Source organism: Mariniphaga sp. (genome assembly GCF_041687215.1).
GTDB lineage: Bacteria > Bacteroidota > Bacteroidia > Bacteroidales > Prolixibacteraceae > Mariniphaga.
Window position 1 is genome coordinate 48,041 of record NZ_JAWLCI010000008.1, and the last position, 24,674, is coordinate 72,714.

At 38.2% G+C, this 24,674-nt stretch carries 16 protein-coding genes; 7 read left to right on the forward strand and 9 right to left on the reverse strand.

Annotated features, from left to right (window positions below; genetic code table 11):
* Window positions 1-128: 128 nt before the first annotated feature.
* Both ACESMA_RS05145 and ACESMA_RS05150 read right to left on the reverse strand, forming a co-directional pair.
* Entirely contained in the window at window positions 129-4,400 is a 4,272-nt protein-coding gene (locus tag ACESMA_RS05145; RefSeq protein WP_372947704.1) for a hypothetical protein, read from the reverse strand.
* Window positions 4,401-4,782: 382 nt separating this feature from the next.
* Window positions 4,783-5,664, reverse strand: a complete 882-nt coding sequence (locus tag ACESMA_RS05150) for a TIGR01777 family oxidoreductase (RefSeq protein ID WP_372947705.1) — start codon at window positions 5,662-5,664, stop codon at window positions 4,783-4,785.
* Between the two features lie 224 nt (window positions 5,665-5,888).
* Between ACESMA_RS05150 and ACESMA_RS05155 the strand changes: the two genes are divergently transcribed.
* Together ACESMA_RS05155 and ACESMA_RS05160 are read left to right on the forward strand one after the other, a co-directional pair.
* Window positions 5,889-7,694 carry a chloride channel protein gene (locus ACESMA_RS05155; RefSeq protein WP_372947706.1) on the forward strand — a complete coding sequence of 602 codons (1,806 nt, stop codon included), beginning with the start codon at window positions 5,889-5,891 and terminating at the stop codon, window positions 7,692-7,694.
* Between the two features lie 59 nt (window positions 7,695-7,753).
* Entirely contained in the window at window positions 7,754-8,752 is a 999-nt protein-coding gene (locus ACESMA_RS05160; RefSeq protein ID WP_372947707.1) for a N(4)-(beta-N-acetylglucosaminyl)-L-asparaginase, read from the forward strand.
* An 87-nt stretch (window positions 8,753-8,839) separates the two neighbouring features.
* Here ACESMA_RS05160 and ACESMA_RS05165 read toward each other — a convergent pair whose 3' ends face one another.
* Together ACESMA_RS05165 and ACESMA_RS05170 are read right to left on the reverse strand one after the other, a co-directional pair.
* Complete coding sequence (locus ACESMA_RS05165; RefSeq protein ID WP_372947708.1) at window positions 8,840-9,538, reverse strand: AAA family ATPase; 699 nt, start codon at window positions 9,536-9,538, stop codon at window positions 8,840-8,842.
* A gap of 146 nt (window positions 9,539-9,684) precedes the next feature.
* Window positions 9,685-10,191, reverse strand: coding sequence for an FKBP-type peptidyl-prolyl cis-trans isomerase (locus ACESMA_RS05170; RefSeq protein WP_372947709.1), 507 nt, complete (start codon window positions 10,189-10,191; stop codon window positions 9,685-9,687).
* 167 nt (window positions 10,192-10,358) lie between these two features.
* Between ACESMA_RS05170 and ACESMA_RS05175 the strand changes: the two genes are divergently transcribed.
* The gene (locus ACESMA_RS05175) at window positions 10,359-12,395 is read left to right on the forward strand and encodes a thioredoxin domain-containing protein (protein WP_372947710.1); all 2,037 of its coding nucleotides are present in this window, start codon (window positions 10,359-10,361) and stop codon (window positions 12,393-12,395) included.
* Window positions 12,382-13,434 carry an NAD(P)/FAD-dependent oxidoreductase gene (locus tag ACESMA_RS05180; protein WP_372947711.1) on the forward strand — a complete coding sequence of 351 codons (1,053 nt, stop codon included), beginning with the start codon at window positions 12,382-12,384 and terminating at the stop codon, window positions 13,432-13,434. Before ACESMA_RS05175 ends, ACESMA_RS05180 begins: the two co-directional genes overlap by 14 nt.
* Before the next feature lie 202 nt (window positions 13,435-13,636).
* Here ACESMA_RS05180 and ACESMA_RS05185 read toward each other — a convergent pair whose 3' ends face one another.
* Window positions 13,637-15,706, reverse strand: coding sequence for a prolyl oligopeptidase family serine peptidase (locus ACESMA_RS05185; protein ID WP_372947712.1), 2,070 nt, complete (start codon window positions 15,704-15,706; stop codon window positions 13,637-13,639).
* Window positions 15,707-15,930: 224 nt separating this feature from the next.
* Here ACESMA_RS05185 and ACESMA_RS05190 point away from each other — a divergent pair, with 224 nt between their 5' ends.
* Entirely contained in the window at window positions 15,931-17,004 is a 1,074-nt protein-coding gene (locus ACESMA_RS05190; protein WP_372947713.1) for a CNNM domain-containing protein, read from the forward strand.
* A 111-nt stretch (window positions 17,005-17,115) separates the two neighbouring features.
* On the forward strand, window positions 17,116-18,768 hold the full coding sequence (locus ACESMA_RS05195; RefSeq protein WP_372947714.1) for a diphosphate--fructose-6-phosphate 1-phosphotransferase: 1,653 nt from the start codon (window positions 17,116-17,118) through the stop codon (window positions 18,766-18,768).
* Between the two features lie 96 nt (window positions 18,769-18,864).
* Here ACESMA_RS05195 and ACESMA_RS05200 read toward each other — a convergent pair whose 3' ends face one another.
* The 3 genes from ACESMA_RS05200 to ACESMA_RS05210 form a co-directional block, all read right to left on the reverse strand.
* A complete protein-coding gene (locus ACESMA_RS05200; protein WP_372947715.1) occupies window positions 18,865-19,338 on the reverse strand; it encodes a hypothetical protein in 474 nt (157 codons plus the stop codon).
* Window positions 19,339-19,538: 200 nt separating this feature from the next.
* Window positions 19,539-20,189 (reverse strand): DUF4159 domain-containing protein, encoded by a 651-nt coding sequence (locus ACESMA_RS05205; protein ID WP_372947716.1) that lies wholly within the window; start codon window positions 20,187-20,189, stop codon window positions 19,539-19,541.
* A gap of 66 nt (window positions 20,190-20,255) precedes the next feature.
* Window positions 20,256-20,957 (reverse strand): 16S rRNA (uracil(1498)-N(3))-methyltransferase, encoded by a 702-nt coding sequence (locus ACESMA_RS05210; protein WP_372947717.1) that lies wholly within the window; start codon window positions 20,955-20,957, stop codon window positions 20,256-20,258.
* A 255-nt stretch (window positions 20,958-21,212) separates the two neighbouring features.
* Here ACESMA_RS05210 and ACESMA_RS05215 point away from each other — a divergent pair, with 255 nt between their 5' ends.
* Entirely contained in the window at window positions 21,213-22,154 is a 942-nt protein-coding gene (locus tag ACESMA_RS05215) for a sugar phosphate isomerase/epimerase family protein (RefSeq protein ID WP_372947718.1), read from the forward strand.
* Between the two features lie 75 nt (window positions 22,155-22,229).
* Here the strand turns inward: ACESMA_RS05215 and ACESMA_RS05220 are convergent, their stop codons facing one another.
* Complete coding sequence (locus ACESMA_RS05220) at window positions 22,230-24,662, reverse strand: GH36-type glycosyl hydrolase domain-containing protein (RefSeq protein WP_372947719.1); 2,433 nt, start codon at window positions 24,660-24,662, stop codon at window positions 22,230-22,232.
* Between the last annotated feature and the right edge of the window lie 12 nt (window positions 24,663-24,674).

Genomic DNA, 24,674 nt, shown 5'->3' on the forward strand with positions numbered 1-24,674 from the left:
CTTTAGCTCACTGGTCATCTATTCTATTATTGCCTTTACATTGAAAATATTTAGCTAAGTAATTATCAATATTATTTTAAACTTCTATTTGTTATGACTGTTTAGAATTTTTTTTTTTATAAAAAGAGTTATTCGATCTCTTTAAACTCATAGAGCCAAGCTTTCCTATTTTCTAAAATTTCTATTTCAAATTCATTAACTACTATTAATAGCATTTTTTGGATTGCATTTTTCGTCAACATGTCAACACTAATAATTTTATGTAACAAATTCTCATACTCAATTTTAGTTCCTATAAAATCCTCCTCAAGAATAATAATACAATTGACTTTTACGAAAGGTATTAAAGAGAATTTTATCAAACTGTTTGCAACCTTATATATTTTTGTTAGATATGGAATTATATTTATTATTTGAGTTAATTTGGTTTCACCATTCTTGCTTAGATAAATAATTCCAAGGATACAAATTATTTGAAGGTTCTTTCGTTGTTGCTCCCCAAAAGTGTTACTTCTATTAATTAATTCTTTTTCAGATATAGAACCTGACAAAATACGCGAAGTCAACTCGGAAACTAGTTCCCATAATAATTTATTGGATGCAATAAGAGAATAATCACTGAGCATCTTTTTAAATTTTTCTACATAATCCAAATTTGACTCTGAGTTTACCAAGTAAGATGTAAGTATCATTATGAATACTGGTATTATAACAAATTCTACAGAAGCGTCTTCCGCTTTATCCCACTTTTCATTTGGTTTACTTGTCAGAAGATCTGAAATTTTAACCTTTCCCATAATTCCCATTTTTTCATTAGGGGTACCTTCTAAATGTCCTGTAATGGCTGAAAACAGAAGAAAAGATTCAAACGCCTCTTCAATCTTAAAATTAATAATTGAATATTGACTACAAACACTCGAGATTAACAAAAATATCTTTTGGTCCCCATTCTTTCGAGCAAGGTCAAATGCTTTAACTGACCATTCGTATGCCTTGGCAATGTTATTTATTCCATCAGAAAATATCGCTAAATGTGCAAAAATAATGGGTTCATTATTAGGATTATAATAATCAGATAGATCTTTATTATTGAGTGTAAATATTCCTTGATATGGTTTAAAATATTCTTCTCCAGAACTAATGAATTGTGGAACACGATCTTTTGCAACTTCTGCAGATATATATCCTAAGGAGTGACCACACCAAAGAAGTAATCTAATCCAATTTTGACCAAAGTTTTCTTCTTTGGTTTTAAATAGTCTACTAATAAAATCCTCAAAGTTTTCTAAACTATTAATATAGTCTTTATTAATCCAATAAGCTATTGCAAGTTCTCCTAATAGTTGTATATAGTTTAATTCAAGATAGTTTTTGTCATTATTCGCGATTGACACAGCTTTTTTACAATATTGGACTGCCAAATTACTATTTTTGTTAGAGATAATAGAGGCTCCTAGTAATAAGGTGTCTATATAAGTTGATTGATGGATACAATCATAATTAATTGCATTCAATATCCAATCTCTGCTTTTTTCTTTCTGCTCACTATCAAAATATAATTTTCCTATATTTTCATTTAATAAGAATTTTGATTCGTTTAGTTTCACTTTTGACAAAGATGATTTTGTTAATTCTAGTGCCTTCTTTTGATTTTTGAAAACTTTAAATTCTAAAGAAATTATTTGTTTCAATACGACTATTTCTAATATCTCAAGATTATGCTTTCTAAAATATGTAATGAGAATTTTTAAATTTGAAACAATAATATCCCAACTAACTTGTTTTTGTTGTGATTCAACGTTTGCAATATTTTCACAAATTATGGCTACTGCTACTTGTGCTATTTCTTCGTTAAAAATATTAATTCCATATTTTGATTTAAGAAATTCAATTTTGTTAAGCCAAGTGACGATATCATGCTCATTTGACAAATTTTGAATTGGTGACCAAAGGATGGTTGAATACATTTTAAGATCTATCGTTTCTTTAAATGGAGTATCAACCTTTTCCCAATTTGTAAAAACATAATTTAAATGATCCCAAAATTTTGATAATTTAATTACATTAAAATTAATGAGAATAATAAAATGTATAATGAAAAGGTCTGCATTAGAAGTTGATTCTTCTTTTACATATTCCTCTAATCTACTTTCAAAAACTGAAAAATCTTTATTTAATATTTGACTTAATCTTATTTGTTCCTTTCGGATAAATGATCTTAATATAATATTCATTTCTTTGGGAATATCTATGTCTTTCCAATAATCTAAGTATCCCCAGCTATCTAATATTGTAATCTCCTCTTTTAGTTTTACTGATAGAAAAAGATTTAGAAGAACAAGACCTGCATTATTGTAGTCTTTTCCTTTAATGAAAGAAGTGATAATTCTTGATGCTTCAATTTGATCAACCTTTTTTGAAGATAATAATGATCTTGCAACTGCTAAATAAATATTTTGAATAGTTTTTTGAGATAGATTATTTATACCGATATCTTTAATAATAGGAGAAACTTGGTATAAATTCTCATTAACTTGTATCCAAGTATAGAGCAAATCTTGAAGTTTTTCATTTGGATGTTTTATTCGTTCTTCAACATTACTTACTGCCAAAATTTCGTTGTTTCTAAAACTCCAATGAATTAAACTCAATCTGTATAAAAGTTCTCGGGAATTTACTTTTGGTATATATTTACTAATCATTAACTGTGCATCTTCCAATAGCTCAGCATTAAACTCATTTTTCAATAGAACTTCAATTATGTCCTCCGAATTACTACCCCAATTAATAGTTTTTAGTCGTTGAATAATAGTATTAACAAGTCTCGGATTTCTTTGAGAAAATGCACTAATTAGATTTATAAAATTCGGGTCGGATTCTGTAGCGCCATTATTGACAAGCATTTCAAGGATTTCTTTGTCTGATAAATTAAAGTCATAATATTCATAAAATACCTGCTCATTGAGAAATGATTTTAAATCGCTCAATATTTTATAATTAGATGTTGTTAAAAGTCTATTCCCAGTATTAGTGATATTGTTACCTAAAGAAATAAGCATTTCACTCAAAAATGAGTTTTTATCCAATCTTGGCAAATCATTCAATATTATTAAAGCATTCTTTGGCAGGGAATTCAAAACTGATTTAATCCATATTTCAAGATCTTCTGATATAGGACAATTAGAAATTTTTGATAGGAAAGCTTGGATCAATAAAGTTGTCTTTTCAATATCCTGATTATATGACCTTAAATCTAGCCACCAAAAATTTTTAAATTTATGACAAATTAATGCGGCAAGTTGAGTTTTTCCAGTACCATTAATTCCCTGGAAATGAATCCAACCATACTTTAAAAATATGTTATTAACTTCAATTACTTTTTCCTTTCTTTGTGAACCTCCTTTTATTAGGGAAGGTGGAGTTACAGAAATACTTTTTAACCTGAGATCAAATATTGTATCAGCGTTATTAATTAAATTTACATCATCAATCAGTTGAGAAATTTGAGTCGAATTAAAACTTATTTTCTCCTCTAAATAATTTATTTTATTATCTAAACCGTTGAGAAGAGTATCAATTAAATTAAGTAGTCGTTCATCTGAAGGACTTAATCCTGATATAACAATTTGTTTTTGAAGTTCTTTTTTGTCTAATGTTTTTTGTGACTTACTAGACAATAATTTAAAAACAAATAAGAACAATCTAGTATATATAATATTTGCAGAATTGAAATCTGATAAGATACCCAATTCGATCAACTTGCTTTTAATTGTTTTGCTCAGGTTAATATGGTCTTCATTTCCAAAACTCCATTCAAAATCTAAAATTATTTGGATTAAATTATTATCATTTTCTATATGAGCGTAAAATAACTTCCATTCATCATTTTTATTTTTTTCTTCTCTTTTAACTATTGAGTCGTCTATTATTTTTTCTTTTATTTTTTTAAGGAGTTGTGTTTTTATTGTTAAAAAACGTTGGTCATTCTTGTCTATTTTTATTGAATTAAATAATTCAATCCAAACTTCAATACAACCTCTACCGTCTATAAATAATGCAGGTCTTTCAATACCATAATTAGTATTTGTAACAAATTTGAAATACAATTTATGTTCAGGATTATTATTTCGATGTAAAAAAAAATTAAATAGTAATTCTATTGAAAGATCATTATTTAGGGTAATTTTAGTATCCCGATATTTTACTTGCTCTAATTCTCTAGTTAATTCATTACTTTCAATATCTCTTGTAATGATATCAATATCTTCCCCTTTTTCCAGTTCTAATAATTCGTTATCAACAAGACTTAACCAGCGTAAGATAGTTGTGTCGACTTGATAAACAAATCCTCTAATAACGCTCCAAGCATCTCTGTTCTTTATTTCTTTAAATACATCCATTTTTGTAGAGAGTTAAAATTTAATGTATTATATTATTTGTAATTCTAATTTTTCCTTTTAATTATATCCATTGGCATAACTCTATTGTCTGTAATCCAAAATCATACAATATTTCCATCCACCAGAAATAAAAACAACCTTTATAATTTAAAAATTCATCGCGCTTCTTCTTTAAATTGGAAAAAGAAGTTGAGGATGGAAGGAATCTGTTGTGGTTTGCTTTGTTCTGATTTCAACATAGTCTTTTGATTTTTTACTGGTTGTCAAAATTTTAAGGAAACTAAAGTAGAAATTGCAGGCTTAAAAAGCAAGTGCAAACAGCCTTTTTTGTTTTTGGGATTTGTATTTCACTCTTTGGTATTTATTTGATTTTTGAAAATTGTTATTTGGAATTTTCAGTTTGTTCCCCAAAAATCTCCTCCAGCGTTTCTTCAATGGTGGGATATTTAAATTCAAACCCGGCTTCTGTAATTTTGTGAGGCAATACCGCCGGGCTTTTGGTGAGCATGGAAGATGCTTTCCCAAACACAAGCTTCAGAGCAAATGGCGGTACAGGAATAAATGCCGGACGGTTTAATTTTTTAGCCAGTGCACGGGTAAAACCGGCATTTGTAATTTCCTGCGGGGCAGCCATGTTGAAAACTCCTTTGGCTTTTTTGTTTTCAGCGGCCCATGTAAAAGCGCGTGCCACATCGGTTTCGTGTATAAACGGAAAAGGTTGTTTGCCATTGCCAATTTTCCCGCCAATACCCAATTTAAACGGAGGCAGCAGTTTTTGTATGGTAGCCGACTCTTTCCCCAATACCACGGCAATACGGAAAATGGTGAGTCCGACTTCCTTTGGCAGGCCTTTCCACGACTTTTCCCAGTCTTTTACCACTTCGCCCAAAAATCCCCGGTCAAAATTGAAACTCTCTTCGGTGTGTGTTTTTCCTTCTTCATAAATTCCAATGGCCGATGCAGAAATGACTTTTGCAGGCCTTTCTTCCGGAAACAGGATTTGAAAAGCCTTAACCAGGTTTTCAACCGTTAAAACACGGCTGTCGTATATTTCTTTTTTGTTTTTGGTTGTCCAGCGTTGCAAAACAGGTGCGCCGGCCAGGTTTATCAATACATCGGTGTTTTTGAGTTCGCCGGCCAGAATTTCTGCCGGCCCGTAAAGCAATTCCCGCTGAATGGGCGAAATTTTATGTCCCTTCCTTTTCAGTTCAGCAGTTATTATATTTCCCAGGTAACCGGATGCACCGGTCATTTTAATAATCATGTCAGTAATTTTTTTGTAATTTAACAATTATATCCTGCATTTTTACGAGAATATTTCTGATTTGTAACTTTCTGTGGTTAAAAAATAAACTAACCGGCAGGAATGGTTATTGTTAACTTTTTGATTTAATTTAGGAAGGTTCATTCAAAAAACAGAAAAGTTACCGGCCATTCACCGCCAAACACCTTTGTTTTGTTAATTTTGCAAGTTGTAAATAAAACTGGATGTTCCGAAAAATTCGTATTATATGGCAAAGAAACACGCGGCAGTGGTTGCACCAGCTTGTTTTGTGGCGAATTGCGCGTATTCCCGAACGGCAGTTTCTTTATATACTCAGTTTGGTGGTTGGAATATTCAGCGGATTGGCAGCGCTGACACTTAAAAACCTTATTCATTTGGTAGCAGGACAACTCACCGATTGGATTGAAGTGGATTCAATCAGTTACCTTTTTTTGGTTTATCCGCTTGGGGGAATTTTGCTTACTGTACTTTTTGTTCGGTTTGTTATTAAAGACGATATCGGGCACGGGGTTTCCAAAATTCTTTATTCCATTTCGCGGCAGAGCAGCCGTATAAAACCACACAACACCTGGTCGTCGATGGTAGCCAGTTCGTTAACCATCGGAATGGGTGGCTCGGTGGGAGCCGAAGCGCCTATTGTACTTACCGGGGCTTCTATTGGTTCTAATCTGGCGCAGATTTTTAAGCTGAATTATAAATATGTTACCCTGATGGTTGGATGTGGGGTAGCCGGTGCCATTGCCGGAATTTTTAATGCACCCGTTGCCGGTATTGTTTTCACCCTCGAAGTGCTGATGCTCGACCTCACCATGGCGTACCTTATACCTTTGCTTATTTCGGCTGTTACAGCAACCATGTTAACCCATTTTTTTATGGGTGAAGATGTTTTACTGCAGTTTATGCAAGTACATCCTTTTACGCTCGAAACAGTCTGGTTTTACATTTTACTGGGGATTTTTACCGGGTTTGTAGGAATTTGGTTTACCCGAATGACGTTGTTTTTGGAGGCCGGATTTAAAAAAATTAAAGGATGGGGGATAAGGCTTTTAATCGGAGGATTGATAATGGGCTTGCTGGTGTTTATTTTTCCACCGCTTTGGGGAGAAGGCTACCGGGAAATTGCCCTCATTTTTAACGGAAAAGGAACCGAATTACTGAATAATTCCTTGTTTTATAACTGGAAAACCAATGAGTATTTACTGCTGATTTTTTTAGTTGGAATCCTCATATTTAAAGTAATTGCCATGGTGGCTACCACAGGTTCGGGAGGTGTGGGAGGTATTTTTGCACCGACTTTATTTATGGGTGCCATTGCTGGTTTCTTTTTTTCAGTGCTGGTAACAAAAATAACAGGAGTGGAACTGCCGGGAGATAATTTTGCTCTGGCCGGCATGGCTGGTATGATGGCTGCTGTGATGCATGCACCGCTAACCGGTATTTTTTTAGCTGCCGAACTTACACAGGGCTACGATTTATTTGTACCGCTAATGATAACAGCCACGGTGGCGTATGTAACCATAATGAAAGCCGAACCTTACTCGATTTACACCAAGCGCCTTGCTCATGCAGGCGACCTGCTTACTCACCACAAAGACAAAGTGGCCCTTCGCATGATGAACGTGCGTAAGTTGATTGAAACTGACTTCGAGGTTCTTCGGCCTGATGCAACGTTACGTGATTTGGTAAAAGCAATTTCTGTTTCGCACCGCAACCTTTATCCTGTGGTGGATGATAACAATACGTTGCTTGGAATGGTGAAGCTTTCCGATGTGCGTTCACTCATTTTCGAACATGACCTTTACGATAAGGTGTTGGTTAAAGATTTGATGTATATGCCGGAATCTTATATTGCACCCGACGACAGTATGGAAAAGGTTGTCGAAAAATTTGAAACTTCGGGCCGTTACAACCTGGCGGTTATTGATAATGGAAAATACCTTGGGTTCATTTCACGTGCCGTTGCCTTCTCCAAATACCGAAAAACAGTGCAGGATTTTTCACACGATTAAGAAAGGTATTTTGCCTTTAATTAATTTCTTTGCAATTGAATAATTAAAATTTTGTTACCGTGAATTCAAATTCTCGTCGTTCGTTTATTGCAAAAGCTACATTGGGCATTGCCGGTGTTGGTTTATCAAAATACACCCATGCCGGATTTTTATCCGGCACTGAAAGTTTCCCGGTTGTAATTTCCACCTGGCAGCACGGACTGCCTGCCAACGAAGCGGCCTGGGAAATCCTGTCAAAAGGAGGTTATTCGCTTGATGCTGTGGAAGCCGGAGTGAAAGTTGCCGAGGCCGATCCTGATGTGATTACTGTCGGTTATGGCGGAATTCCCGATGCCAGGGGAAAAGTAACGCTCGACGCCTGCATTATGGACGAAAAAGGAAATGCAGGCAGTGTGGCTTACCTGCAATGTATTAAACACCCTGTTTCCGTTGCCCGATTGGTGATGGAAAAAACACCGCATGTGATGCTTAGCGGAACAGGCGCTCAAAAGTTTGCGCTGGAAAACGGCTTTAAAAAAGAAAAACTACGGACAAAAAAAATGCGGAAACACTGGAAACAGTGGAAAAAAGAAGAAAGGGAGTTCAGTACGAAAATAAATATTGAAAACCAGTTGGAGGAAAACCACGACACCATCAGCATGTTGGCCATCGATAACGCCGGGCGTTTATGCGGAGCCTGTACCACCAGCGGGATGGCGTTTAAAATGCACGGCAGGGTTGGAGACTCGCCCATTATTGGCGCAGGCTTGTTTGTGGATGGTGAAGTTGGCGGTGCTGCCGCAACCGGCTCTGGCGAACTGGTGATGAAAACGCTGGGTTCGTTTTTGGTGGTGGAGTTTATGCGAAACGGATTGTCGCCAACCGATGCATGTAACGCTGCCATTGAACGGATTACCAAAAAAATTCCCGATTACGAACAACACCAGATTGGTTATATTGCCATCAGCAAATCTGGCGAAATTGGTGCTGCCTGCCTGCAACCGGGTTTCGATTACGCAGTGAAAACATCTGAAATCTCTGAACTCCGGGAAGCCGATGCGTGGTTTAAAAAGTTGTAAAAAAAGCTGCCCTGAATCAGAGCAGCTTTTGCAAGGTGAGAGAATTTAGTTTGTAATTAAGTAAATTTCAAAAATAAAAATATCAGGTTAGTAATCCTCGTAATAAGCAATTATTTTTTTATTTTTCAAAATATTCACAATGGCGTCAATAATTTCATCGTCATGCATAGAGGCATAATTAAAAATGACATCGAAATCGTCGTTAGTAGCTTTCCTGCCAATAATCCTTTCAATAAAAGTGTCACGTTTGGTATCCATCTCCTTTACATACTTCACTGCTTCTGCCTGCGTAAAATCACGTAGCTGCATAATACGGTTAATTCTCCATTCCATTGGGGCTTCGAGCCTGACGTTTAGTTTGTTGGGTACTTCTCTGAGAATAACTCCTGCGGAACGTCCTACTATGATGGCGCGGCCTTTGCATGCCAGCCTGCAAATTACTCCTTTAAACGTATCAATAATTCGGTCATCTGAAATATCGTAAATGGTTTCATTGGAAAATGCCTTGGCCACTTGTCTCAGCATTTTGAAAGCTTCTTCGGTATCATCGTAATCACCCGACTTGGCTTCTTCGATCATATCGTTCACCACTTCTTCAATAATATCTTTATCCACCCATTTCCATTCTGCATCGGTTTTAGTGTCCATCATGTAACTGTATCCGGTAAGGATTTTTGAGAGTTTGATAGCAATTCGCTGGGCAGAACAACCCGACTGCCTTGAAATGGTAACAACCGGACCAGGAAAATCACCGGTTTCGAGATTACAGCCTGTAATACAGCTCATAAAACTTTTAATAAACTTTTCCATATTTTGGATGTATTAATTGTCAATTCCTATTTTACAGATTCGAAGTTACAATCTATTCTTGTAGAAAAAACAAAATATGTTGTAAAATAGGTTGAAGTTGGAAGACGGAAGTTGAAGGATTTTTAATTTTTGGGAATCATTTCATGCATGGTAACCCGGTAAACAAGCGTTGTAAAGGGCGGAATTCCGGTAGTGCCTTTTGAACCGTATGCAAAGTCGGAATGGATATACATTTCAATTTCAGCCCCTTTATTCATATACCCAATAGCATTATTTAAACCTTCTACAACATGCTGAGGCTTAAAAACAAAACTCCATTTTCCGTTGGGGTAAATTTCATTCGAGTCTTCAATTTTTTTTCCACCGGGTAAAAAACCCAGGTAGGAAATGGTGCAATTATCTCCAACTTTAGGGAAAGGCCCGTCACCTTTTTTCCGGACAATATAAAAAACTGCCAAATCGGTGGTGTCAATATCTTCACCATCGTCTTCCAATCTTTTCATCCAGGCATCCAGTTCTTCCCATTCGGTTTCCCGTGTTCGGGGTTCTCCCTCTTCTTCAGGTTTGCACGAAGCTATAATTATTAACAGGGAAATTAAAACCGTAAATAGTATATTTTTTTTCGACATGATTTCGATGCTTTGATTTTTCCGGCTGAAAGTTACAATTTTCAGAGAAACGGACAATTATTTTTTACAGCAACTTGCAGGGCAGAATTAATTCCAAACCAAAACTGTTAAGAACTTAAACCAACCTGTTTTGTTTGAGGAGGTAAAGATTGAATAAAAAGTTGAAAATGGAAAAAAAATATACCAACGCACTGATTCATTCCAGTTCACCTTATTTGTTGCAACATGCCCATAATCCGGTAAACTGGCAACCCTGGAGTGACGACTTAATAAAACGGGCAGGAAAAGAAAAAAAGTTGCTTTTGGTGAGTATTGGCTATGCTGCCTGTCACTGGTGCCATGTGATGGAGCACGAGAGTTTTGAAGACGAAACCGTTGCCCGGACAATGAACGAAAACTTTATTTGCATAAAAGTTGACCGCGAAGAAAGACCTGATGTGGATCAGTATTATATGACCGCCGTTCATTTGATGGGACTGCAGGGTGGCTGGCCGCTGAATGTGATTGCCCTGCCCGATGGCCGTCCTGTTTGGGGTGGCACTTATTTCCCAAAAGAAACCTGGGTGAAAACCATTTCGTCAGTGGCCAGTTTTTGGAATGAAAATTCTGAAAAAACCATTGAATATGCAGAAAACCTGCAACATGGAATCAAAAGAGCTTCTCTTCCGGTGGAAACGGAAAATGTAATACCGGCAACCCGTCAGATAATTGCCCGGGGTGTGGAAAGCTGGAAAGAAAATTTCGACTATGAAAACGGAGGAAGGAATGGCTACCCCAAATTTCCCATGCCGGTAAATCTCAACTTTTTATTTTTTTTCGGAAAAATGAAAAAAGACAACCAGGTGCTCGATTTTGTAAAACTTACCCTTGAAAAAATGGCACGTGGGGGAATTTACGATCAGGCAGGCGGCGGTTTTGCCCGCTATTCGGTTGATGAAAAATGGAAAGTTCCTCATTTCGAAAAAATGCTTTACGATAACGGTCAGTTAATCAGCATCTACTCGAAAGCTTACCAGCATTTTAAAAGCTATGAATTTAAATCGGTGGTTTACGAAACGGTTGAGTTTCTGGAACGGGAACTTATGGATAACTCCGGTGCATTTTATTCTTCGCTTGATGCCGACAGCGACGGTGAGGAAGGAAAGTTTTATGTGTGGAAAAAAGAAGAACTGAAGGAAATTGTACAAGAGGATTTTGAACTGTTTTCAGCATATTTTAACGTGAATTCAAAAGGATTCTGGGAAAGAGGAAATTACATTCTTTTGAGGGAATCCGGGCCGGATGAATTTGCCGGAAAAATTGGATTATCTCCGTCTGATTTTCAAAAGAAAATTTCAGGCTGGAAGGAATTACTACTCGGTTATCGTTCAAAAAGAATCCGTCCCGGGCTGGATGATAAAACCCTGGCATCGTGGAATGCGTTGGTCATTCAGGGCCTTTCTGATGCATTCAAAGCGTTTGGCGATGACCGGTTTAAAAACCTGGCTTTGAAGAATGCCCGGTTTATTATTGAAAATATGATGAAAAAAGACGGAATGTTGTTTCATACCTGGAAAAAAGGAAAACATTCCGTTAACGGATTTCTCGAAGATTATGCACTGGTTATTCAGTCGTTTATTTCCCTTTTCGAAATTAGCGGAGAACCAGCCTGGCTAAAATCTGCCGGTGCTTTACTGGAATATTCATTGGAACATTTTTACGATGAAACTTCCGGCCTTTTTTACTTTTCAGAAAAAAATGCAAATGCAGTATTGACCAACCATTTTCAGAATGAAGACAATGTAATTCCGGCAGCCAATTCGGTGATGGCCAACAACCTGCATGCGTTGTATTTACTGCTGGGCAAACCCGCCTACCTTACAAAGGCAAAAAAAATGCTGTACCATGTTACTCCGCAATTTTCCAAATTTCCGCAGGCTTTTGCCAACTGGGGCAACCTCATGTTAAAACTCACCGAACCATATTTTGAAGTGGTTTTTTGTGGTGAAGATGCACAGCGAAAATTTCTGGAAATGCAGGCCACTTTTCTTCCCCATGTAGTTTGGGCTTTTTCTGTGAATAAAAATAATCTCCCATTGTTTAAAGGCCGCTTTGTGCCTGGAAAAACCCTGATTTATGTTTGCCGCGAAGGAGCCTGCCAGTTACCCGTTGAAAGCCCTGATGAAGCTATAAAAATGTTGGTAGGAAATAATGAAAACGGTTGAATTTCTGATTGTTGGAAACGGTTTGGCAGGAACAATGCTGGCTTTTGAAATGCTGGAACAAAAACTGGATTTTCGGATTGTAACATCACAACAAAAAACCCGGGCATCAGAAATTGCCGCCGGAATGTTTAACCCATTGGTATTTAAACGCCTGACCAAAAGCTGGATGGCTGATGCATTGCTTCCGGCAATAGAACATAAATATCGGGAACTTGAAAATTTGCTGGGGAATCGGTTTTATTTCGAAAAGCCCATTTTAAAACCATTATCGGAACAGGAAAAACAATTGTGGTTGGAGCGAAAATCAAATCCGCAATTTTCAAAATACATTTCCTCCATTGAAGAAAAAAGCCCTGAAAAACTTTTGCATCCTGCCACCGGATATGGGATAGTAAATGGTTCGGGTTACGTAAATTTAAAACTGTTTTTGGAACTTTCTGATCAATATTTCCGGGAGAAGGGATTGCTTATTCCATCTGAATTCGATTCGAAAAAAATGAAACCGGGCACAAAATATTTTGTAGCTGAAGATGTAAAAGCTGAAAGGCTGGTGTTCTGCGAAGGAGCCCATTTGGTTAACAATCCTTTTTTTTTATTCATTAAACTGGTACCGGTAAAAGGGGAAATTTTATTGATACATGCGCCCAGCCTGTCTGAAAATTATATTCTGAATAAACAGGTTTTTGTTTTGCCTGTTGGTAATCATCGTTTTAAAGTTGGTTCAACCTATGAATGGAATGACTTGACAGAGCTGCCAACAGTAGTTGGAAAGCAATCAATAATTGAAAGATTTGAAAAACTTGTTGCGGTCAAATACACTCTGGAGAACCATTTTGCCGGAATCCGGCCAACCGTATCCGATCGCCGTCCGGTTTTGGGCATGCACCCAAAATACCCCAACTTATCCGTTTATAACGGGTTGGGAACCAAAGGAGTAATGTTGGCGCCATTTTTTGCAGAAGAAATGGTAAAGTATTTGACTGCAGTAAATTACTCTTTGAATTTTGAAGTAGATATACAACGATTTTTTACGGGTTAATTGAAAAGTAAGGACAAAAAAATAATCCCGGCGCGTCATACCGGGATTACTCAATAACCTTCAAAAGCGTCTAACTGGTTTCGTATTCTGGGTTTGTATGCAGCAAACATAGTTGAAAAAGAAAGATACCAGGCAATCAAAAGGATGATTTTAATTGGGTCAGATTGCTGATATTTCAACTTCAAAAAAACTGACTGCCCCGTTAATCCATCAATTTCATTTGCAGGTAGGAATAAAGTTGTGCATTCATTTGTGCCCGCTGTTCGTTGGTAGAAGCGCCGGCATGCCCGCCTTCCGTATTCTCGAAATAGTAGATTTTATAACCCATTTCATCCATTTTGGCTACCATTTTACGCGCGTGGCCCGGGTGAACACGATCGTCGCGGGTTGAAGTGTAAAAATATACTTCAGGGTATTTCATTCCTTTTTTCAGGTTGTGGTAAGGCGAATATTTGCTAATGTACGCCCACTCTTCTGGGATGTCAGGATTTCCGTACTCAGCCATCCAGCTAGCGCCTGCCAGTAATTTATTGTAGCGTTTCATATCCAGTAGCGGAACTGCGCATACCACTGCATTGTATAACTCCGGATGTTGGGTAAACGCAACCCCAACCAGCAATCCGCCGTTGCTCCCGCCATAAATTCCCAGTTTTCTGGACGATGTAATTTTTTTATCCATGAGGTCTTCTGCAACTGCATAAAAATCGTCGAATACACGCTGCCGGTTTTCTTTTAGTCCGGCCTGGTGCCATTTCGGTCCGAATTCGCCGCCGCCACGCAGATTGGCCAACACATAAACACCCCCTTTTTCAAGCCACGAAACTCCGGTAACCGCTGAATAACGCGGAAGTTGAGGTACTTCAAAACCTCCGTAGGCATAAAGTAATGTAGGATTATTTCCATCAAGCTTCATGGATTTTTGGTGTACCACAAAATAAGGAATCCGTGTTCCGTCTTTCGAAACAGCCTCAAATTGCTGGACTTTATAATTTTCAGTTGGAAACCAGGAAGGCAACGATTTTACCTTGCTTAATTCTCCTGTAGCAGCATCGCCATAGAAAAGGGTGTTTGGCGCTAAAAAATTCTGAAAGTTGAAAAAGTATTTGTTACTGAATTCATCGGATGATCCCAGGGAAATATTTCCAAATTCAGGTGCATCAATTTTTTCTTTTTTCCAGCCATTTTCAAAACGGTATGAATAAAGTTCGCTTTTTACATTTTCCAGCATATTTATCAGCAAACGGTCTTTTGTATTCGAAATCTGGGTGACACTTGAGCGCTCATCTGGTTTTACTATCAGTTCAAAATTCTTTTTCCCGGCAAGTAAATCGTTGTAATTGATGCTAATTACCGCACCCTGCGGAAAATTTTGACCATCCACTTGCCATTCAGATTTCAACTGAAAAATAACCTGGCCCTTGAATATGGTAGTCAGTTCAATGTCTTCCGGAACATCCAGTTTAATGGTTTTTCCATTTTCCAGGCAATAATAATTTCCTGAAAAAATCGATACACTACGGATGATTAACTGGTAAACTTTTTCAGGATTTTGCTGAACATACCCCCATATTCCCACGTCAGTTTTCTGTCCTTTGTAAACCTCGCGGGCATTTTCCAGTTTTGTACCTCGTTCCCAAATTTTAACCTGGGTTGGATAGCCGGAAGTAGTGATACCTTCGCCAAAATCGGTGGAAACCATCAGGGTGTTTTCATCAATCCAGCTTGCTCCGCCTTTCGCCTCAGGGAGATAAAAGCCGTCTTCAACAAATGATTTTGATTGCACATCAAATTCCCTTATTATAACTGCATCACCTCCTCCTTTTGAAAGGCTTACCAGGAATTTGTTGTAATCGGGATAAAGTCCGCTTGCCCCCTTAAAAACCCATTTCTCGCCATCTTTTTCCGAAAGTTCGTCCATGTTAAGCAGAATTTCCCAGTTGGGATTTCCCCCCAGGTAAGTTTCCAATTTTGCCCTTCGCCATATTCCGCGCTGGAATTGCTGGTCTTGCCAAAAATTATAAACAAATTCTCCCCGGATGGAAGGTTCTGCAATCCGGTCGGTCGAATTCAGGATTTCCAGATTTTTTTCATAAAGATTCTCATAATCAGGCTGCGATGTAATTACATTCAGCGATTTTTCATTCCAGGTTTCTACCCATTCAAGAGCTTTTTCATTTTCTACCTCTTCAAGCCACTGGTATGAATCTGGGCTTTGTGCAAAAGTTATTTTTGTTGCCATAGCAAAAATTAACATGATGTGTAAATGTTTCATTGTTTTTGATTTTTTGTTTTTTACAATTGTTTTAAATAAACAGTATAGTCATTGGAGTTACGAAAATAGTGCTTCTTTTGTAAATTTTTTCAGACATGCATTTTAAATGATGCCTGAAATGTATATTTTCGTAATTGAAAATGAACCTGAAAGATAATACGGTTATTTTTGGAATCTTTAATTCATTAAATAGCATGGACATTTTTCAGGCTTAATGCAATAAAATGGCAACATTATTATTATTCTTTTTTTTATCTATTGTTATTTCTTTTTTTTGCTCCATGTGGGAGGCTGTTATTTTAAGTATAACGCCACCTTATATCAGCCGCATGCAGAACGAAAAACCTGTAATCGGCCATCTTTTAAACAGAATGAAGGATGATATTGACAAACCGCTATCGGCCATACTTACCCTGAATACATTTGCTCATACTGTAGGAGCGCTTGGTGTGGGTGTTCAGGCCGGAAAACTTTTTGGAACCACGCAAATCCATTTTTTATCAGTTTACATTACCTACGAATCGTTAATTGCAGGTGCTATGACCCTGGCTATCCTGGTATTGTCTGAAATAATTCCCAAAACCCTGGGAGCCAATTTCTGGAAACCACTCACTCCTTTTACCGTTCGTTCGTTAAGGGTTTTAATGTTTATTCTGGCGCCGTTTGTTTGGATGAGCAAGGGAATTACGCGAATGGTTAAAACAGAAAAAGGGCGGAGTGTGCTTAGCCGTGCCGATTTTGCTGCCATGGCCGATGCCGGACTAAAAAGCGGTGCACTCGACAGGGAAGAAAAGTCGATTATTCAAAACCTGCTTCGGCTTGAAAATATTAAAGTGCGTGATATTATGACCCCGCGTTCGGTAATAATGATGGTGGACGAGGAGCAGACTATGAATGAAATTTATGATGAAATTAATCCGATGGTGTTTTCGCGCATTCCGGTTTACCACGAGCATCCCGATAACATTACAGGCGTTATTCTGAAAGATAATATTTTGGAAAATCTGGCGCAGGACAAACATTCGGTTAAAGCAGCAGAAATTAAACGTGATATTTTATTTGTTGAAGATAATTTTACTGTGGCTAAACTGATGGACTCCCTAATTCTAAACCGCGAACACCTTGCCGTAGTTGCCGATGATTTTGGAAGTGTTGTAGGCCTTGTTACCATGGAGGATTTGTTTGAAACCTTGCTGGGGCTCGAAATTGTGGACGAATCGGATAAAGTGGAAGACCTTCAAAAACTTGCGCTGGAAAAATGGAAAAAACGTACCGATAATCAGCGCCTGAAAAACTAAAACCTTTTAAGTTTTCTTTAAATCATTTGAAGAAAAAAATCTTCAATATCAAATCCACACAAAATGCATTAATTTTGATGCAGAAGTAAATAAAATTTAAAATAATTGAAAATGAATATCAGTGCATTACAAAAAGAACGGGCCAAGTACCAGCCTAAACTGCCCAAATCGTTAAAAGGTGCAGTAAAACTGGTTGAAGGAGCAAAAACAGAATCGGTTGCCGATCAAAAAGAAATTGCCGGACTTTTTCCAAACACCAGTGGAATGCCCCTCTTAACCTTTGAGGAGGGTGAAAAAGAAGCTTCAAAAAATCCGGTGAATGTTGGCGTTATTCTTTCCGGTGGACAAGCTCCCGGCGGGCATAATGTGATTTCGGGTATTTTCGACGGGATAAAAAAAATAAACCCCGAAAGTAAACTTTACGGCTTTTTGGGCGGACCAGGCGGACTTGTTGACCACAAATATGTGGAATTAACAGCCGAAATAATTGACGAATACCGCAACACAGGCGGTTTTGATATTATTGGTTCAGGCCGTACGAAACTGGAAGAAGAATGGCAGTTTGACAAAGGGTTGGAAATTGCCAGAGATCTTAATCTGAATGCACTGGTTATTATTGGCGGTGACGATTCAAATACCAACGCTTGTGTTTTGGCCGAATATTATTCACAAAAAAAAGCCGGTGTTCAGGTAATTGGTTGTCCGAAAACCATTGACGGAGATTTGAAAAATGAAATGATTGAAGCATCATTTGGTTTCGATACGGCAACAAAAGTATATTCCGAACTTATCGGGAATATTCAGCGTGACGCCAATTCAGCCAAAAAATACTGGCATTTTATGAAATTGATGGGGCGTTCTGCCTCGCACATTGGGCTGGAATGTGCTTTAAAAACCCAACCCAATATTACCCTTATTTCTGAAGAAGTGGCTGCAAAACAGCAAACGCTTGATGATATTGTTGATTACATGGCAAGCGTTGTTGCCCAGCGTGCCGATAATGGCGAAAACTTTGGTGTGGCGCTTGTTCCCGAAGGTTTGATTGAATTTATTCCTGAAATGAAAATTTTAATTTCAGAATTGAACGACCTGCTGGCTGAAGGCACCGAAACTGAAAAAGAATTTAAGATGCTGAAAAAAAGTCACCGGCTGAATTGGGTGGCTTCGCAATTAACCAAAGAATCATCCAGAGTTTTCAAATCGCTTCCTCAAGGAATAGCCAACCAGCTAACACTCGATCGCGATCCGCACGGGAACGTTCAGGTTTCTTTAATAGAAACAGAAAAGCTTTTAGGTGAGATGGTTAGCGAAAAACTGGCTGCCCTGAAAAAAGCCGGAAAATTCTCTGGAAAATTCAGTACCCAGTACCACTTTTTTGGATACGAAGGGCGTTGTGCTGCTCCGTCAAATTTCGATGCTGATTACTGCTATTCTTTAGGATACACTGCATCAGTTTTGGTTTCTGAAGGAAAAACCGGGTATATGTCGTCGGTTAGAAACCTTACCTCTCCAGCAGAAGAGTGGATTGCCGGCGGAGTACCTATTACTATGATGATGAACATGGAAAAACGCCACGGACACAAGAAACCTGTTATACAAAAAGCATTGGTAGAACTTGACGGCGCACCTTTTAAATATTTTGTTTCAAAACGCGGCGAATGGGCGCTGAGTACACACTATCTTTATCCTGGACCTATCCAGTATTTTGGCCCGTCAGAAGTTTGCGACCAGCCAACCGAAACATTAAAACTTGAAAAGGCTTAATTCTTAAAATTCATTCAGAAATAATGATAAAGAAAAAGCCCTTCCGCAAATTGTTGGAAGGGCTTTTTTATGATTGCCTGCCTTGTAAATTTCCTCTTAGAAAATAAAACGGATGGAGAGGGCCACTTCATCGGCCCAAAAACCAGTGTAACCAATCAGGTTCAAACCGGGTTTCCAGTCTAAACTGATATTGAACGGGATGGGTTCAATGTTGTATTCTATTCCAATAATCCCATCAACTCCAATAACGGTATGTGAACCATCGTTGTCAAACCAGGGATGTTTGTCATAGTCGTCCCAAAAACCAATATGGCCGCCAACCCCATAATACCAATGAAGCCTCGGGGTGTCAAAAGCAGGTGCATGAATTTCATACAAACCTGTTACGTGAAATCCCCGCCATCGGGTTGATAGCAGCCCTTCAATAGCTTTGTTGCTCCCAATAAAATGTTTTACGGTTAATCCGTTTGATAAACCACCCCGCACACCAATTCCGGTGTTGTAATCCTGGGCGTTAACTGCTACTGCAATTGAGAGAAACAGTGTCAATGCAAAAAATAACTTTTTCATTTTTTTTCTGTTTTTATCAAAATTAATATCAAATACAACGTAAAAGTAAGTTTTAAGTTGCCGAATTTTATTTCGAAACAAAAGCAAATTTCTTTTTTAACATTTGTCTTGCTTTTACAAAATGTTGATTGTTAGTTGATTGAAATTAATTGTTTAAGTTAAGCAGGTTCGAAAAATTAAGATTTGATTAACATTTTAAACTATTGATTAAAAACATAAGCAATAATATTGGCACCCATTTTTAATGCTTTTTCCCGAAGTTCAGGTGGATTATTGTGAACGGCTGCGTCTTCCCATCCATCACTAATGTCTGATTCATAAGTGTAAAGGCAAATCATACGGTCTTCAATAAAAATTCCGAATGCCTGAGGCGGTTTATTATCATGTTCGTGAATTTTGGGCAGGCCCTCGTTAAAGGTATATTTTTGGTGAAAAATTGGGTGGGAGGGAGGCAGTTCAACCAGTTCGGCATTTGGAAATACTTTTTTTATTTCGCGCCTGAAATATTCATCTATTCCAAAATTGTCGTCAACGTGCAGGAATCCTCCGGCTTCGAGGTAATTTCTCAAGTTAAAAGCTTCGTTTTCTGAAAGTACAATATTTCCGTGACCTGTCATGTGCACAAACGGAAAGTTGAAAATTTCGGGACTGCCAACTTCTACAGTGGAAGGTTCAGGGTGAATATTGGTTTTTAAATTTTGATTGCAGTAACCAATCAGGTTGGGCAAGGCAGTGGGGTCGGCATACCAATCGCCGCCACCGCCATATTTTACCAGGCCAATTCTTACCGGTTGAGCCAGAGTACTAACTGATGCCGCAAAAAATAGTATTAAAACGAAAAGTATTCTCATGGACTTAAATTTTTCGAAAATTACAATTCCATTCTGAAATGAAAAAGCAAAAGGTAAGATTTGGAGTCATTCGTTAACAAGATTAACAATATGGCAGGCTACAACACCCGCTGTTTCGGTTCGCAACCGTGAGGTTCCAAGCGAAATTTCCCTGAATCCGTTTATTTTGGCCTCTTCAACTTCTTCCATACTAAAGTCTCCTTCAGGACCAATCAATATAATTACATTCTCTTCTTTTATAATTTCGTTTTTTAGATGTGGTTTTCCTCCCTCGTAACAATGGGCAATAAAATTTTGCGACACCTCATTTTTATGTATGAAATCATTAAACGGAACCAATGGATTTAGTTTTGGCAGGAACGCTTTTAACGACTGCTTCATAGCCGAAACAAGAATTTTTTCCAGCCGGTCGGGTTTAATGTTTTTTCGTTCGCTGTGTTCACACATTAAGGGGGTAATTTCATCAATGCCAATTTCGGTGGCTTTCTCCAGAAACCACTCAAACCGGTCGTTGTTTTTGGTGGGAGCAATGGCAATGTGAAGTTTAAATTGGCGTTTCCCAAATTCCTTATGAGATTCAAGAATAGAAAGCTTGCATTTTTTTGGATGGGGTTCAGTAATTTTGGCTGTATAAAAACCACCGTTTCCATCCACAACATGTACTCTATCCCCAATCTTCAACCGAAGTACCCGAATGGCATGTTTAGATTCGGTTTCATCTAAAATAATTTCATTTCCTCCAATTTCCGGAATATAAAAAAGCTGCATAGCCTTTGATTTTTGAATTATACAAATGTAGTTCTCCTTTGGCAAAATCACAAAAACACTTTTTTCTCGGTGTATCAAAAAATATATTCATTTGTATTGTGTCGAAATAACACAAATTTGATATTGCATGCATTTTATTTTAATTTTTTGGGTAATAGAAATGTAAACTTTTGTATTTTTCAGGCGATTTTGTATTTACAACAATTTTCAAATATTAATAATCAAAAATTTAATTCAAACCAATAATATTTTAAAATGGAAACAAAAAGAGAATTTTTGAAAAAACTGGGAGTGCTTACTGTGGGAGGTTTTGTTGGAGGATCATTAAAAACAGCACATGCTGCAACAGTAAGGAGTAATCTGCTTCCATCAAAAAAAAGTATCGGATTACAGTTGTATTCTTTGGGAAGAGAACTCACTGAGGATGTACCAAACGGATTGAAAAAAGTGGCCCAAATTGGTTATGCAACGGCTGAAGCTGCCGGATACAGGGAAGGTAAACTTTACAATTATGAGATTGCTGAGTTCCTGAAAATTGCTGGTGATGCCGGATTGAAAATTACCGGCTCGCACGTGAATCCTCCGGTTAGGAAATACACCAAAGAAAATGCCGGAGAAATTGCCGATTTCTGGAAAGCAACTGTTGACGACCATGCAAAGTTGGGAGTTATTTCTCTGGTTCAGCCCGGAATGCCCACCATTGAATCGCATGACGATGCTGCAATGGTTTGCGAAGTATTCAATAAGGCAGGCGAAATTGCCAAATCTGCCGGCATTAAATGGGGCTATCACAACCACAGTGGCGAGTTCAGGTGTGTAGTAAAGGAAGAGGACAAGGAAAAACAGACTAATCCGTGGATGCCGGTTGGCGATGTGATTTATGATTTACTGCTTAATGGTACCGATCCGTCGTTGGTGTTCTTCGAAATGGATGTGTACTGGACTGTAATGGGGCAAAACGATCCGCTGGAATATTTTGAAAAATATGCTGGCCGGTTCCCAATTCTGCATATAAAAGACCGTTCAATTTTAGGTAAATCGGGAATGATGAATTTTGAAAATATTTTCAATAAAGCTTATGAAATTGGGCTGGATGAATTTTATGTGGAGTTGGAAAATATCCGCGAAAATATTACACAGTTTGAAGGAGTGAAACAGTGTTTCGACTACCTGAATAACGCTTCGTTTGTGAAGTAATTAATTTTACGAAATTTTATATAAAGCTGTCCGGAACTTGATTTGGGACAGCTTTTTCTTTTTCTTGCATGGACCTTAACCCAGCACTACCTTTACATTGCAAACTACTTTTTTCTGAACCGGAATTACATTACCTACAATCTTTTTTCCATCAATCCACAACTCTTTCAAGCCTTTTGAAACATGATTCGGATTGGTCACTTCAATGCGGTATTCGGTTCCCCTGAATTTTCGCTGAACGGAAAAACCATCCCATTCTTTTGGAATACAAGGATTTACAATCAGCCCATCGTATTCAGGCTTGATTCCGAGAATGTATTGTGAAACAGCAAAAAAATTCCAGGCTGCGGTACCGGTAAGCCATGAGTTTTTAGCTTCGCCGGGTTTCCATGCGTCTTTTCCGGCAATCATCTGCGCATAAACGTAAGGTTCGGTGCGGTGCAAATCGCTTATTTCTTCCAGATACGACGGACAAATTTTACTGTAATATTCAAATGCACGATCGCCGTTTCCGGCAGTGGTTTCGCCAATCATAATCCACGGATTGTTGTGGCAGAAAATTCCGGCGTTTTCTTTATACCCTTCAGGATAACTGGTAATTTCACCTTTGCTTAAGTCGTATTCGGTATAGGGCGGATTGTTCAGTACAATTCCATATTCGCAGTCGAGGTGTTTTTTTACCGAGTCGAGTGCCTGTTGCGGCCAGCCTCTTTCAACTCCAATTTCTGCCATGGTGCAAAATCCATTCGATTCAATGAAAATCCTGCCTTCTTCATTTTCGTTACTTCCTATTTTTTTGCCGAAGAAATCATACGCACGCAAAAACCATTTGCCATCCCAGCCATACTTTGAAATTGCATTTTTCATTTTTTCCACCTCAGCCAAAACTTTTTCCGCTTCATTTGCTTTGTCAAGATAGTTCAGCAGTTCTGCGTAATCATTTCCATATAAAACAAACATGCCGGCAATCATAACCGATTCAGCCACACCACCTTTTTTGTTTCCGGTGGTTTGATACGATTCATCAGGGTTTGTGGAAAAGCAGTTCAAATTCAGGCAATCGTTCCAGTCGGCCCGGCCAATGAGCGGCAATCCGTGCGGTCCCAGATTGTTTACCACATGCAAAAACGACCGGTTCAGGTGGTCGAGTAGAGATTGTGCTTTTGTTTCGTCGTTGTTGAATGGAACCATTTCTTCCAGAATGGGAAAATCGCCTGTTTCTTTTATGTACTGCGTTGTGGAAAGAATGAGCCACAGCGGATCGTCATTAAAATTTCCGCCAATTTCAGCATTTCCTTTTTTGGTCAGGGGCTGGTACTGATGCCAGGCGCCGCCATCTTCCAACTGGGTGGCCGCCAAATCGAGGATGCGTTCGCGGGCTTTTTCGGGAATCAGATGCACAAACCCGATTAAATCCTGGTTTGAATCGCGGAAACCCATTCCTCGTCCAATACCCGATTCGAAATAAGAAGCCGACCGCGACATGTTGAAGGTGACCATGTTTTGATACTGGTTCCAGATATTTACCATGCGGTCGAGTCGTTCATCGTGGCTTTTTACCTGGTAATTGGAAAGCAATTCAGTCCAGTAATTTTTTAACTTTTTAAGTTCTGCTTCAACCTGCTCTGAATATCTGAATTTTTGAATTAACGCTTTTGCCTTCGCTTTATTGATGACTTGTTTGGTTTCCCATTTTTCTTCTGTCTTATTTTCAACATACCCCAGCACAAAAATCAGTTCGGTTTCTTCGCCGGCATTCAATTCAATTTCGAACGAATGCGATGCAATGGGCGACCAGCCGTGTACCACCGAGTTTTTGGATTTACCGTTTCGCACAACATCCGGATCGGCGTATGAATTGTACAATCCTACAAAAGATTTGCGGTCAGTATCAAACCCGTCCATTTTTCGATTTGCCGAATAGAAAGCATAATGGTTGCGGCGTTCGCGGTATTCAGTTTTATGATAAATGGCTGAGTCTTCCACCTCCACTTCACCAATGTTATAATTTCGTTGGAAATTGGTCATATCGTCCAGCGCATTCCAAAGGTTCCATTCCACAAACGAAAACAGTTTAAAACTTTTTTTTTCAGTACTCCGGTTTGTCAATTTCACCCGTTGGATTTCCACAGGAATATCAAGTGGCACGAAGTAAGTAACTTCAGCAGAAAGGTTGTTTTTTGTTCCTGCTATTTTTGTGTAGCCTAACCCATGACGACATTCATATTGATCGAGTTCCGTTTTTACTGGTTTCCAGCCAGGTGACCAAACAGTTCCGTTATCGTTGATGTAAAAATATTTCCCGTTATCGTCAATTGGAACATTATTGTAGCGAAACCGTGTAATCCGCCGGAAACGCGGGTCTTTAAAAAAGCTGTAACCACCACCGGTATTTGACACCAGACTAAAAAAATCATCATTTCCCAAATAATTTATCCAGGGCCAGGGTGTTTGAGGACGTGTAATTACGTACTCGCGGTTTTTGTCGTCGAAAAAGCCGAATCTCATTAAAATTACATT